11 protein-coding genes are annotated in these 13,672 nt (G+C 59.6%); 10 read left to right on the top strand and 1 reads right to left on the bottom strand.

What is annotated here, in order from left to right:
* Positions 1–36: 36 nt before the first annotated feature.
* Complete coding sequence (locus tag O7A05_RS10130; protein ID WP_337092882.1) at positions 37–1,077, bottom strand: LacI family DNA-binding transcriptional regulator; 1,041 nt, start codon at positions 1,075–1,077, stop codon at positions 37–39.
* Positions 1,078–1,193: 116 nt separating this feature from the next.
* Between O7A05_RS10130 and O7A05_RS10125 the strand changes: the two genes are divergently transcribed.
* The 10 genes from O7A05_RS10125 to O7A05_RS10080 all read left to right on the top strand — a co-directional run bounded on the left by O7A05_RS10125 (position 1,194) and on the right by O7A05_RS10080 (position 13,662).
* Entirely contained in the window at positions 1,194–2,453 is a 1,260-nt protein-coding gene (locus tag O7A05_RS10125) for a sugar ABC transporter substrate-binding protein (RefSeq protein ID WP_337092881.1), read from the top strand.
* A 152-nt stretch (positions 2,454–2,605) separates the two neighbouring features.
* Positions 2,606–3,802, top strand: a complete 1,197-nt coding sequence (locus O7A05_RS10120; protein ID WP_337092880.1) for a sugar ABC transporter permease — start codon at positions 2,606–2,608, stop codon at positions 3,800–3,802.
* The gene (locus tag O7A05_RS10115; protein ID WP_337092879.1) at positions 3,799–4,572 is read left to right on the top strand and encodes an ATP-binding cassette domain-containing protein; all 774 of its coding nucleotides are present in this window, start codon (positions 3,799–3,801) and stop codon (positions 4,570–4,572) included. Before O7A05_RS10120 ends, O7A05_RS10115 begins: the two co-directional genes overlap by 4 nt.
* Positions 4,569–6,659, top strand: coding sequence for a hydantoinase/oxoprolinase family protein (locus O7A05_RS10110; protein WP_337092877.1), 2,091 nt, complete (start codon positions 4,569–4,571; stop codon positions 6,657–6,659). Before O7A05_RS10115 ends, O7A05_RS10110 begins: the two co-directional genes overlap by 4 nt.
* Positions 6,656–6,886: a hypothetical protein gene (locus O7A05_RS10105; protein WP_337092876.1), complete on the top strand. Its 231-nt coding sequence runs from the start codon at positions 6,656–6,658 to the stop codon at positions 6,884–6,886. Before O7A05_RS10110 ends, O7A05_RS10105 begins: the two co-directional genes overlap by 4 nt.
* A gap of 2 nt (positions 6,887–6,888) precedes the next feature.
* Positions 6,889–8,586 (top strand): hydantoinase B/oxoprolinase family protein, encoded by a 1,698-nt coding sequence (locus O7A05_RS10100; protein WP_337092875.1) that lies wholly within the window; start codon positions 6,889–6,891, stop codon positions 8,584–8,586.
* A gap of 19 nt (positions 8,587–8,605) precedes the next feature.
* Complete coding sequence (locus tag O7A05_RS10095; protein ID WP_337092873.1) at positions 8,606–9,289, top strand: SDR family NAD(P)-dependent oxidoreductase; 684 nt, start codon at positions 8,606–8,608, stop codon at positions 9,287–9,289.
* Positions 9,290–9,559: 270 nt separating this feature from the next.
* Positions 9,560–10,648, top strand: coding sequence for an alanine racemase (locus O7A05_RS10090; protein ID WP_337092872.1), 1,089 nt, complete (start codon positions 9,560–9,562; stop codon positions 10,646–10,648).
* Positions 10,649–10,721: 73 nt separating this feature from the next.
* Entirely contained in the window at positions 10,722–11,705 is a 984-nt protein-coding gene (locus tag O7A05_RS10085) for a substrate-binding domain-containing protein (RefSeq protein WP_337092871.1), read from the top strand.
* A gap of 55 nt (positions 11,706–11,760) precedes the next feature.
* Positions 11,761–13,662 (top strand): sugar ABC transporter ATP-binding protein, encoded by a 1,902-nt coding sequence (locus O7A05_RS10080; protein ID WP_337092870.1) that lies wholly within the window; start codon positions 11,761–11,763, stop codon positions 13,660–13,662.
* Positions 13,663–13,672: the final 10 nt, after the last annotated feature.

Raw genomic sequence — 13,672 nt, 5'->3', positions numbered from 1 at the left:
CCAAAACTCTTCATGCGCGACTTGGCCTGGGGAGCGTCAAACAACATGCAAACTCCGGCGGCCGCTCCACCGTGCGCGGTCGGGCAGGATGAGGCGACAATCAACGCCTATGTCACGATAGGTGAAAGCGCTGGTGTTGAGCCGTCCCAGGAGAGACGTTCCGGCCACTGTGCCAACCCTGAATGCCACCGATTGCAAGCCGGGAATTCCTGTCGCCTCTGGCCTTTCGTATTGAGCGTCGGCATCGAGGCAGATGAGGTGGCCAAGCCCGTCCCCTCGGCCCGCCGATACGCAGCCCTGAGCAACTTCTGCAAGTTCGATCTCGCTGGCTACAAAGACGGCGGATGCGGCCGAAACGGCGCTCTGCGATAGAAAGTCGGAGATGCCAAGAGGATCCACGAACTCGAAATGCCGTAGCATCGGATGGGCCTTCAGCAGCTTGTAACGGCGAATGGCGCGGCGGTCGCAGTCGCTTGCCCGAATGTAGAAAACCTGGCCGGGCGGTCCTTTTGCCATGAAAGCGGCGAGACTGTTGATCTGAGCGTCGGCCTTTTCATGGATTGAGCAGCAGTCCTGCAGATCATGTAGGCGAAGGCCCTGAATCTCGACAATCGGGATGCCCATGCTGGCGAGCACCGCGACATCCTTCTTGCGGACATCCAGGCTTTCGTCGACCAGGAGGCCAGCCCCATCGAGACGCTGCGCCAGCGAGGTGATGGCGGTCTCGATAGCGCAGTGGCTGCGAACGACGTGGCAGACCGTGTAGCCCTGACCGCTGATCGCCTCAAGGAATCCCGCAATTGCGGCTTGGCTCTTACGGTTGAACCGGATGCTGTCGTCGCTTCCCTGCAGCGCGATGAGACCGATCGTGTTTGTGCGTCCTGTCCTGAGTGAGCGCCCCGCGATCTGAGGTTGATATTTCAGACGCTTGATCTCGTTCTCGATAATGGCACGCGTCCGCTCGCTGACCAGGTCCCATCGCTCATTGACGACGTTGGAAACGCTCATGACCGAGACGCCAGCCGCCGCCGCGACATCCTTCAGCGTCACTTGGTTATTGATCTTCCGGCTGGTCATCCAATCCCGTTACCTGCACTTGTAGCGTTAAAATAGATCGCCGGGCTCAATCGGGCAATCTGTGAGGGGTTTTTGTTTTGCGGCGGGCCATGCCCAGAGGCGCTTTGTAACGATAAATGGCATCGACTATCCGGCTCCAATCCTGTCCGAAACATGGTAACACACTGAAGGATATCCATTTTTTGCCAATTTGGAGAGATCGTAACAATACTCTTGACAGCTACCGCTCGAAATCATTAACTTTAACGTTAAAGATAAGCGTTCAACGCAAGCAAAGGGGAATGACCATGAGAGGAAATTTCAACCTGACCAGACGAGGATTTCTGGGCGCCAGCGCCGGCCTCGCCACCGTCGCGACGCTCGGCGGAGGGGGGAAGGTCTTGGCAGCCGGGACCGGCAAGATCGGCTTCGCTATGGAGACATTCACCGTCCCGAGATGGAAGAACCTCGATCGGCCGAGCTTTGAGAAGGCGGTTAAGGCCGCAGGTTTCGAGCCGATCGTGAACCAGGCGGATTTCAAGGTCGAGCAGCAACTTGCCGATGTCGAGAACATGCTTACCGTGGGCGTGGATGCGCTGGCCATCGTTGCGGTCGTCGCGGAAGCTGGCATCAACATGGCAAAACGCGCCAAGCGTGCTGGCGTGCCGGTCCTAGCCTACAACACCGCGATCCCTTCAAAGGATGTCGACGTCTACGTGGCTCGCAACAATCGCGGCGTGGGCCGCAAGGCGGCGCAGGCCGCGCTGGATGTCGGCGTGCTTAAGGGCAACTGGGTGGTGACCTCGGGCCAGGCGGGCAACACAGTGGCGGAAGAGATCACGAAGGGCTATTACGACATCATGCAGCCGCTGATCGACAAGGGCGAGCTGAAGGTCGTCAGCCATCTGTTCCACGATGGCTGGGATCCAGACGCTGCGCGCCGTCAGGCCGAAGATTCGCTTACGGCCAACAACAACAAGATCGCTGGCTTCCTCTGCAACAACGACGGCATGGCGGGCGGCGTCATCGGCGCCCTTGAGAAGGTAGGGCTTGCCGGCAAGGTGTTCGTAACTGGCCAGGACGCGACCATCGAGGGTTGCCGGCACATCCTCTTGGGCAACATGGCGCTGTCGAGCTTCACGCTGTTCGATCAGATGGGCAAGATCTCCGGCGAGCTTTGCGCAAAGCTCGCTAAGGGAGAGCCCCTCGGCATCAAGGAAACCTATGATGCCGGGAATGGCGTGACGCTTCCTTACGTTCCCGTTGAGGACCGGAATATCACCCGCGACAACATGGTTGAATACCTGAAGGCGTACAGCCCGGTTTACGTCGACACCCGGGCCATCCTCGACAACGTTCCGAAGGACAAATGGCCGGCAGGGGCCAACAAGTTGTAAAGCTAATCCCACAAAGTCGGCGGCCATAGTCGCCGATCCGCGGTCGAGCGCTCGACGACCTCCTCCCAGTCGAGCGCTCGACCTGCCCCCTTCAGCAACAGGTCGTGCGCAGATGCAATCAACGTCTCGCCGCCTGAACAGGAAACGGGATCATGAACGCTAAAGCAGCAGCGTCGGCTGTCTCGACCCAAAACGTCGCGGCGACGGCAGCTCCGTCGCGGCAATCACTCGAAGCGGAACGGAGCAACTGGCGCATAATCATCCTTATCCTGGCGACTGTTGCGATCTGGATAGGCTTTCATATCTGGACAGGGGTCTTCATCAGCCCGCGCAACCTGTCCAATCTCGCTGTCCAAGCCGCGATAACCGCCGTCATAGCCGCCGGACTTTGCTGGCTGCTGGTTGCTCGAGAAATCGATCTGTCGGTCGGGTCGCTTCTTGCGATGTGCGGCGTGCTTTGCATGCTGCTAATGCAGAAGGCCGGGCTCGGCGCATATCCCACAATCCTCATCGTGCTGCTAGTCGGCGTCGGTGTCGGGCTCCTGCAGGGTGGCTTCCGCGTCACGCTGGGCATTCCATCTTTCATCATCACCTTGGCCGGCTTCTCGTGGCTGCGCGGCCTGGCCTACGTCCTGTCGGGCGCTGAAACTCTGTCGGGCGCCGGGGATACTTTTTATGACATTGCCAACGGCGAGTTCCCGGTCACGACAAGCTTGGTGATCATCCTGGTGCTCGCCGCAATCCACCTCTACGGGTGGGTGCGCGCATACACGGGATTGCTCGGCCCCCAGAGGTACGACCTACGCGCCGTCAATCTAGTGATCCTGGCGCTGTCTCTGTGCGCTGCAGGGCTGTCAATTTGGGTTTTCGCAACTCGCAGCGGCATCCCCTATCCGCTCGCCTTCCTGGCGCTTGTCGTGTTCGTGATGGAATATGCCAGCCGCCATACGCGATTTGGGCGCTACGTCTATGCTATCGGCGGCAATCCGACCTCCGCCAAGCGCGCGGGCATCAAGGTCGACCGCACGATCCTGGCGCTGTTCGGCCTTATGGGCGCGCTGACCGCGGTGGCGGCGACAATACAGACATCTCGCCTCGATGCCGGACCCCCAAACGTCGGGCTGTTTGTCAACCTTAGTGCGCTCAGCGCGGCCATCATTGGCGGCACCAGCCTCTTTGGCGGAGAGGGCAGGGTTCTTGGCACCGTGATAGGCGCGCTGCTCATGGCGAGCATCACCAACGGGCTCAGCCTGGCGGGGGTGGATACCTTCTACCAGATGATCATCACGGGCGGTCTGCTGATCGTCGCCGTGTCAGCCGATCACGCAGCCCAGAGGAGGCCGAGATGATCACTTCAGATAACTCGGCTGCGGCGGTTTCAGTCCGAGACTTGCGCAAGAACTATGGTGCCGTCGAAGCCACTCGAGGCGTCAGCTTCGAAATCTTTCCCGGCGAGATCGTTGGGCTTGTCGGTGACAACGGCGCGGGCAAGTCGACCCTAACAAAGATGATCGCTGGCGATGTGGCGCCTACCTCGGGCGAGATCAGGATTGGCGGCAATCCGGTTCAAAGTTCCTCGACCGAATGGGCGCGAGACCATGGCGTGGAAATGGTCTACCAGGATCTGGCGCTGTGCGACAACCTCGACATCTGCGCCAACATCTTCCTTGGACGAGAGATCACTCATCGCAGCATGCTGGGCTATGCGCGGCTGAGCCATGACGTCATGATGTTGAAGGCGCACCAGCTTCTCACCATGCTGGACGTCAAGCTGCCGAACCTGCGCGAGCCCGTGACGGCGTTGTCCGGCGGCCAGCGCCAGATGGTGGCCATCGCCCGGTCGGTCGCCTATGAGCCGAAGCTTGTCATCATGGACGAGCCGACCGCCGCGCTTTCAGTCTCGGCCGGCCAGCCTGTACTCGAGCTGATCCGTCGCCTGCCGCAGCGCAACGTCGCGATCCTTCTGATCAGCCATCGGCTCAGCGACGTGCTCTCCACGGCCGATCGCATCCTGGTGCTTAGGCGCGGCAAGATCGTCGCGACAGTCCGGGCCTCGGAGGTCGACGAGGGCGAACTGCTCCACCTCATGGCAGGCATAAACGTGCCGAATGAAGATTGATCCCGGTTGCGCGGGCACGCTTTGCCCCGCGCCGGCAGGAAAGGAATATCATGTCTTACATACTGGGTATTGATGTTGGCGGTACCTTCACCGACTTCGTGGCCTATAACGAGCAGAGCCGCGAAGTGACGGTGTGGAAGGATTTCTCCACCCCCGGCGACCCATCAGACGGCATCCTCAACGGGCTGAAGCAGTTTCCGCGGCGCAACGAGATATCCGGCATTCGCTTGGGAACCACGATCGCGACCAACGCTATCCTTGAACGCAATGGCGCAAATGTCGCTTTCGTGACGACTCAAGGCTTTCGCGATGTTCCCTTCATCCAGCGTGGCAATCGCCGTTTTCACTTCAATTCTCGCTGGGTAAAGCCGCAGCCGCTGCTCAAACGGGCCAACAGCTTCGAGGTCGTTGAACGGGTCGACTGCGAAGGTAACGTCATTGTTCCCTTAGACATGGACAGCCTGCGTCGTGTCGCCGACAGCATTGCCGAGCGGGGGGACATCAAGGCAATCTCCGTTTGCCTCCTGTTTTCATACATCAATCCCCAGCATGAGATCACCGCTCGCGACTATCTCGCGTCGCGCTTTCCAGATCTGCCGATCTCGATCTCCTATGACGTGCTCCCGAAATGGAAGGAGTATGAGCGGGCCTCGACGACGATAGCGGATGCTTATCTGAAGCCCATCGTCACCGATCAACTCGGCGAGCTCGAGAGCCGGATCGCCGAGGCCGTCGGAGCTGCGCGCGTAGTGGTGACGAAGTCGAATGGCGGGCAAACGACCGTTGCGGGAGCCTGCGAGGCGCCAGTGCAGATGACGTTGTCCGGCCCGACAGGCGGGGTAGTGGCGGCGCAGTTCATCGGTAGCGTGACTGGCGAGAAGAACTTCGTCACCATCGACATGGGCGGGACGTCGACCGACTGCTCGCTCATCGTCAACGGCGCCGCTTCGCTTACCACTGATTTCGAGGTGGAGTGGGGCATCCCCATCCAGGTGCCCATGCTGGACGTGCGCACGATCGGCGCCGGGGGAGGCTCGATCGCCTGGATCGACAAGGGCGGTTTGCTCCGCGTTGGGCCGGAGAGCGCCCGATCACGGCCCGGTCCCATTTGCTATGGCCGGGGAGGAACCGAGCCGACGGTGACGGACGCAAACCTCGTGCTTGGCCGCATCAATCCCGACAACTTTCTGGGTGGCACAGTCGCGCTCGACGTCGATGGCGCGCGCGCCGGCGTCAAGCGCTTGGCGGAGCGCCTCAGCCTTAGCGTCGACGATGCAGCGTTGGCCATTATCAAGATCGTCAACAACAACATGGTTGGAGCCATCCGCAGCGTGCTCATTGAAAAAGGCGAGTCGCCTGACAAGTTCTCGCTGATGTTCTTCGGCGGTGCTGGCCCGGTGCATGCCTGCGATCTGCTGAAGGACCTTTCGATGTCGCGGGCCATCATCCCGGTCCATCCCGGCCAGTTCTCCGCGTTCGGATTCACTGCGACAGACGCCCGCGTCGACCGCCAGCGGACGGTGCAGATGACATCGAACCGCATGGACCACAGCCGCGCGACCCAACATCTCAAGGAGCTCGAGGCCGATTGCCTGGCGCAACTCCACGCCCAGGGATTCGCAGGCGACATCAGCGTCGAGCGCCGGGTCGAACTGCGTTACCACGGCCAAAACTACGAGCTCTCGCTTCCGCTGCGGTTCACAACCTTCAACGACGCCACTGCCAAGGAACTGTGGGCCGCTTTCGACAAGGCGCACGAAGAGCGCTTTGGCTTCAACATCCCCGGCGAGTTCATCGAGATCGTGAACTTCAACGTGACGGCCGTGAAATTGCTCTCGAAGCCGCAGGTGCCACAGCTGGCCAGGACTAGCTTCGCGCCGAAGCCGACTTCAATGCGGTCCGTTAGTTATGACGAAGGACGTCACGACACGCCCGTGTACCGGCGCGAGGAACTTATGGCCGGCGACACGATCCAGGGCCCTGCGGTCATCGAAGAGGCCGTGTCCGTTGTCGTGTTGCATCCCGACCAGGAATTGCTCCTGGACGACTACGGCAACCTCCACGTTTCGGAAAGGCAAACGCGATGAAGTTCTCGGACAACGGATATTACCTCGAAGAATACACCAAGTGCGACAATTGCGGGATCCTGCTCTATCGGTCGCCGATCCGCATCACCGTTGACGGTGTCCACAAGCGATATTGCTCGGATTGGTGCGTCGATTGGGACATGAAGCGGGAGTCCGAGATCGCAAACCAGAAGCGGGACGCCGAGGGCGTCGAACCGAGACGGCAACGCGCGGCAGCGGGGAAATGACGATGCAGGGCAGACATGCCAAGAACATGGTCCAGATGAGCATTCTGGACGGTCGCCTGGTCCAGATCGCAAAGGAGATGGGCATCACTTTGATGATGACCTCCTACTCGACCATCTTCAACGAAGGACTCGACTTCACCTGTGGCCTAGCCGATGCCAAGGGCAACTTAATCGGCACTGGCGACTTCCAGCCGTCGATGATCGGCGGCCTTCCGTTGGTCATTCAGACGATCACCCAGGAGATTCCTGTTGAAACGCTGGAGGAAGGCGACGTCATCGTTCACAACGATCCGTATCGCGGCGGCATGCACACGCCCGAACACACCTTCATCCAGCCAGTGTTCGTCGACAAGACGTTCGTCGGCTACTCGGTGGCGATCGGCCACGTCGCGGAGGTCGGCGGAATGGTGCCCGGCGCGTTCGCCGGGGAAGCAACCGAAATCTTCCACGAAGGCCTGCGCGTTCCACCAGTTAAAATACGGCGCCGAGGCAAGGACGTTGAAGATATTTGGCGCCTAATGCTCGCCAACTACCGCACGCCCAGGCAGAACTTCGGCGACTTCCGGGCAATGATCAGCGCAGTGCAGCTTGGCGAGCAGCGCATGCGGGCGCTGGTCGCCGAATTCGGCCTCGACCGCTTCGTGCAGCTGACCGACAGCCTGCTTGACTATTCGGAGGCCCGTATGCGGGCCGAGCTCAGGGAATTTCCGAACGGTCGCTACAGCTTCGAAGACTATATGGAGGATGATGGCATCGAGAAGCGGCGTTACAAGATCGCCGTCGACGTCTTCGTCCAGGACGACGAGATCGTTGTCGACTTCCGCCGCTCGGACAAGCAGGCCAAAGGCCCGATCAACGGTGTTCTCTCTGTGGCGCTCTCCGCCTCCTACAACGCCATACTTCACTTGACCGACCCGAGCATTCCGAAGAACTCCGGTTGCTTCCGCCCGATCCGAGTTGTCGCCCCGCCCGGTCTGATGGTGAATGCCAACTATCCCGCACCCGAAGTCGGCGGCAACACGGAAACGCACATCCGCATCTGCTATACGGTCATCGGAGCATTGGCGACCGCCGTTCCCGAAAGAGCCTTCGCGACAGACGGGGGCACCCACTCGAACTTCCTGTTCGGCGGCTACAATGCGCGTACAGAGGAATACGTCGTCTGCTACGATCTCTCCACCCCAGGCTGGGGCGGGCGCAGTCATGCCGATGGCAACAGCGCATGCAACGCAGTGAACGGCAATTCTCGGCTGAACCCGGTCGAGGTTTTCGAGACCCGTTTCCCATGGCGGATTGACGCTCATGAGTTCGTTGCAGACACCGGGGGTCCGGGCGAGTATCGCGGCGGCTTGGCTCTGCGCAAAAAGATGACCTGCCTCGCCAAGGAGCTGACGCTCTCCTTCATGTCGGACCGCCAGGAGTTGGCGCCTTGGGGTCTCTTCAAGGGTCAGGCCGGCGGCTGCGGCAGCCTTCATATCAAGCGGGCGGGCTCGCGAGACTGGAAAGATTTCCATCAAGACAGCGGCAAGGTGTCGGCCTCCAAGTTCTCGAATGCCAAGGTCTATGAGGGCGATCAGGTCATCGTGGTGGCGCCCGGCGGTGGTGGCTATGGCGACCCGCGCAAGCGGGATCCCGATGCCATCCAGCAGGACCTCGCCGCTGGGTGGATCACCGAAGTCGGCGCCGCCGCTTATCGCTAGGACTGAGGGAAGGCTATCCATGAGCGGGCAAGCAGTTGCGGCGGCGGGCAAGAAGTTCCTCGTCGTCGGCGCATCCCGAGGAATCGGGCTTGGGCTGGTCAAGGTGCTGGCTGCGCAGGGTCGGCAGGTGGTGGCGACAAGCAGGGACGGCAGCGCCCACGCGCCGCTTTCGCCCTGGCTTGGCTTGGACATCACCGACAGCGCTTCCCGCGAGCGCTTCGTCAGTGATCCGTTGCTCGACGGTACGACCCATATCGTCATTTCCGCCGGAATCATGCCCAAGGATGTCGACAACACTCTCGACCCTGCGGTCGTCGCCGCGGTGTTCGACACCAATAGCGTGGCGCCTGCGGTGCTGGCGGATATGTTGGCGCGGCGGCTAGGTCCTTCTCTTGGCCACATCATGCTCCTTGGCTCACGTATGGGCTCTGTACGGCTCAATGCCCAGGGGGACGAGTGGATCTATCGGGCGAGCAAAGCGGCGCTCAACTCGGCCGCGAAGAGTTTCTATGGCCGACGCAGCCGGGGAACCTTTGCCGTCACGGTTGCCCATCCAGGCTGGGTGCGCACCGAAATGGGAGGCACCGACGCTGATATCGATGTCGCTACCTCAGTTCTCGGCCTTGTAGCGCTGCTTGACGATGGGTCGGGCGCGAGCGCCTTTCGGTACTGCGACTATAAAGGCGAGTCGTTGCCTTACTGATCTTAAGTCGGCGGCATATGCGTCGCAAGTCGCTCCTTTGGCCACCTCGGCTGTTGCCGGGGCTCCGTCGCTCTCTGCCACATCAAGCGGTGAGCGAACACTGGCCATTTTGTAGCTTGGGCGAGATTCCCGACAGGGACGGGTGGTGAAAACCCAAACTCATGAGTTTGTTTTCAATGGCCTAGCGCAGCGCTTCCGGGCGAGCGTTCCTCGCCTATTGCAAACTCATGCATCGTAATATACGTTACATATATGTCATGAGAGCGATTCTTGGAACAGTCAGCCGTGTTGGACGAAAAGCGTGACTTACCCGTTCCTCCAGTGCCGGTCGAAACGCCGTGCTTCGTGATCCTTGAAGATGAGGTTGTCTTCAACCTTCGTCAGACTGCTAGGCTTGCTGGCGGAATTGGTCGCCTAATGCCGCATGTGAAGACGCATCGGGCGCCTTGGATTATCGAAATGATGATCCGTGAAGGCGTTCTTGGCTTTAAGACCGCGACCCCAGCGGAAGTTGAGATAGCCGCGGAAGCCGGAGCCCGCCTTATCGTTTGGGCCTACCCGACTGCAAATCAGGCGAATATCCGCCGCGTTGCGAACGTTGCGCGAAGCCACGATGGCCTTCGGATCGAGGCAGTGGTGGATTCATACGAAGGACTGCACGCTTGGCAGTCGGAGCTTGCAAGCGGCGCAGGGAATGTCGGATTTCGCGTAGATCTCGATCCTGGCTTAGGCCGGACCGGTGTGCCGATCGACGAAGGCGCGATTGCCCTGGCTCGCGCCATGGCGGTCGCCGGACATTTTGCCGGATGGCATGTATATGATGGTCACATCACGGATGCGGACAGAGCTGAACGTGAGGTCAAGCTCGCTCGCCTAATCAACGCGGTTCGCAAGCTAATGGCGGATGTGTCGGCGGCGGGCCTCTCTACGGACCTTATCGCCGCAGGGAGCTACTCCTTCAACATCTGGTCGGCTGAAGTCGCGCGTTGGGTGTCGACAGGCAGTTTCACCTTTTCCAGCGCTCAGCATTCAAGTGATCTTGGGGACATCGGCTGGCGCATCGCCGCCTATGTTCTATCGACTGTCGTCTCAGTTGGTCGCGATACGGCGACGCTGGATGCCGGATCGAAGGCGGTTTCGCCTGACATCCCCGTTACCAGTCGGTTCGTCGGCCCCGGGCCAATCAAGATGATTAAGGAAGAGCACGCCGTCATAGGGACGAACTCGCTTCGGGTTGGGGACTATGTCGCCCTCACCCCGAGGCACGCCTGCACAGCGGCTTATCTATACAATCGAGCATTAGTCAGAACGACCGCGGGAAAATGGGAATACCGCACGCAGCTCGGCGCCAACAGGTAGCGTTGCTCGCCAATGGCCTACCGACCGGAGATCAGAGGCCGACCATTGGGGGCGGTCTAAATGGGAGCAGTAAATGAACAAACGTTCGGTACTACACAGTGTTGCTGCGATGGCGATCATCTCAGCGGTTGGAATTCTGCCGGGAAGTCCCTTGTTTGCGGGGTCGAAGGAGATCGTATACATCACCCCGAACATAAATCTCTCCTTCTGGCGATATATGTCGAAGGGAGTCGAGTCGATCGCAACGAAGCAGGGCTATAAATTTCAGGCCCTGAACTCGAACGATGAAGCGCGAACCCAACTCTCCAACGCGCAAGACGCAATTGCCCGCGGCGTAGCCGGCATTATTCTATCGCCTACTGACAGTTCGACTGCTCCGAGCGTGCTCGAACTCGCGGAGAAGGCGGGCATCCCAGTGGTGATATCCGACATCGGCACCAATAGCGGTGAATACGTTTCCATTATCAGTTCGGACAATTACGAGGGTGCGAACGGCGTCGGCAAAGCTCTTGCTGCGGCTCTGAAGGCCAAAGGGTGGGAAAGCAATTCGGTTGGCATCGTGGCCGTGTCGCAGGCCCGCAAGAATGGGCAGGCTCGGACGAAAGGGTTCCGCGATGCGATGAAGGAAGCAGGTATAGCCAAGGAAGCTGGCTTCCAGCAGCTTCGTTCCTATACCGTCGACGAAACCTTCAAATTCACCCAGGACATGCTTACGGCCAGTCCAGGCATGAAAGGCATCTTCATTCAATCAGACCAACCCACGATCGGAGCGCTGAAGGCCATCCGCGCCGCTCGTCGCCAAGGAGATGTGCTGGTAGCTGCCTTTGATGGCATTCCGGAGTTCATTGACCTCTTGAAGTCGGGCGACATCCTGGTGACGGGCATGCAGCAGCCGTATCTGATGGGCCAGCGAGCGACCGAGACGTTATTCCAAGCACTCGGCGGAGCTACCCCTCCCAAGGAGATAGCGGTCCCGGTGCTCGTCGTGACCACGGAGAATCTCGAAAGTCAGCTTCCGACAGTGAAAGAGACCGTATTCGCCAACGAGGGTCTTTGATCGTTTACAGGGCCGGCAGTGTGACCGCCGGCCCATGCTTTCGGGAACCTAAGATATGGTCGAATCGAACCCAAGTCCGCTGGACGTCGTCTTGCGAGCCTCAGATATTAGCAAAAGTTTCGGGCGGACCCAGGCACTGAAACAGGCTCGTCTTGAGCTTGCAAGCGGTGAAATCCATGGCCTGCTAGGTGCCAATGGGGCAGGGAAATCCACTCTTTCCCGCGTCTTAGCCGGCTACATACAGCCCGACAAGGGGGAAATCGTCTATAGAGGCCAGCAACTACGCCTTCGATCTACCCGCGCCGCTTTGGATGCTGGAATTGCGCTTGTCTCACAGGAGACAAGCCTGGCTCCCGATCTCTCCGTGCTGGAAAACGTCTTCCTGCCGGAACTTGGGCGTCGTGGCCGTCTCTCGTTCCCCAAACTTCGGCAGCGAGCTATGGACCTCTTGGACCGCTTGGGCCAAAAGGAAATTTTGTCTCTCGACAAAACGGTCCGGCAACTGTCAGCCGCGCAGCGGCAACTTGTTGAGATCATGAAAGCGCTTGCCCTCAACGCCTTGCTTATCGTGTTTGATGAGCCCACGACTTCGCTGAGCCCAAAAGAGGTAGAGCGCCTCTTCGACATAATGGCGAAGTTGCGTGAAAGCGGAGCGGCCCTCGTTTTCGTCTCGCATCGGCTGGAAGAGGTTTTCACCATCACGGACCGTGTGACGGTTATGCGCGAAGGGCAATCAGTCGCCACGTCGCTCGACACGGCATCGCTCACTCAAGGCGAACTGATCCGACTTATGGTTGGCCAGGAATTGAGCACAATCTATTCGACACCGCGGGATCCCAAAACGGCTGCTGCTGCCCGGATCGTCCTTGACGTCGAGAAAATATCCTCAGCTCCCGCCGTACGGGACGTCAGCTTTTCGGTGCGAGAAGGCGAGATTCTTGGAATTGGCGGCCTAGTTGGGGCGGGCCGATCCGAAACGCTTGAAGCTATCTTCGGCCTTCGCAAGCGCCAGGGCGGTATCATCCGGTTGGACGGGAAGGCACTTACGATCCGCGAGCCTCGTGACGCGATAGCTGCGGGTATCGGCTTCGTCGCCGAGGACCGCCGCATCCAAAGCATAGTCCCGGATATGACCGTCAAAGAGAATCTGTTGCTGGCGCATCTTGGAGCGCATCGCGGTTTTGGCCTTGGCTACCGCCAGCGCGAGGCGAAAGTAAAAGAGTTGCTGGCCAGCCTCGACTTACCCCCGAACAGGCTCATCGACTCCAGCCTTTTGAACTTTTCGGGTGGCATGCAGCAGAAGATAATCATTGCGCGATGGCTTCTGCTGGAACCCAAGGTTCTGATCCTCGACGAACCCACCAAGGGTGTCGACATCCGGACCCGATCCTCGATCTACAGCATCTTGCGTTCAATCACCGCGAAAGGGATCTCGGTTGTGGTGGTGTCTTCGGATTTCGATGAGCTCCTTGGAATCGCGGAGCGTATCGTCGTGATAAGCGATGGGCTCAGCATTGCCGATGTGCCCGCCAAGTCACTTACCGAGGAGAAGCTAACGCTGCTCGCCGCGCCACGTACGTCTACGGCTCAAAATACCGAAATCCTGCGTGGCCTCACACGGGACCACGGAGGCGCAAGTTTCTGGGCGCTTCTTGGCGAGAACGATCTCATCTGCCTGAGTTCCGTTGTTCAGAACAACAGTGTAGCGCCGGGCTTCGCGGCAGGAGAGGCGGTCGGTATCTCCGACACTCAGATTCCCAAAGCCCTTCGTGATCGAGCGACGAGTTTCGTATGTGAGGAAGATGGGAGCCGGGCAACCATTCTGGTCCCTGTCACAAGCCGACGGGGCCACGATTTCGGCTGGATCGGGCTCAGCATGCCAGGCGGACGCGATCTGCCCTCGGTTGAGCAGATACGGTCTCGTATAAGCAGTCAGATTGCATTTCACAATGAATAGAGAGATGGCA

The sequence above is a fragment of the Mesorhizobium argentiipisi (SeqCode) genome (genome assembly GCF_037179585.1).
GTDB lineage: Bacteria > Pseudomonadota > Alphaproteobacteria > Rhizobiales > Rhizobiaceae > Mesorhizobium > Mesorhizobium argentiipisi.
The sequence above is the reverse complement of the archived record's forward strand: the minus strand, read 5'-3'. Positions and strand labels throughout refer to the sequence as shown.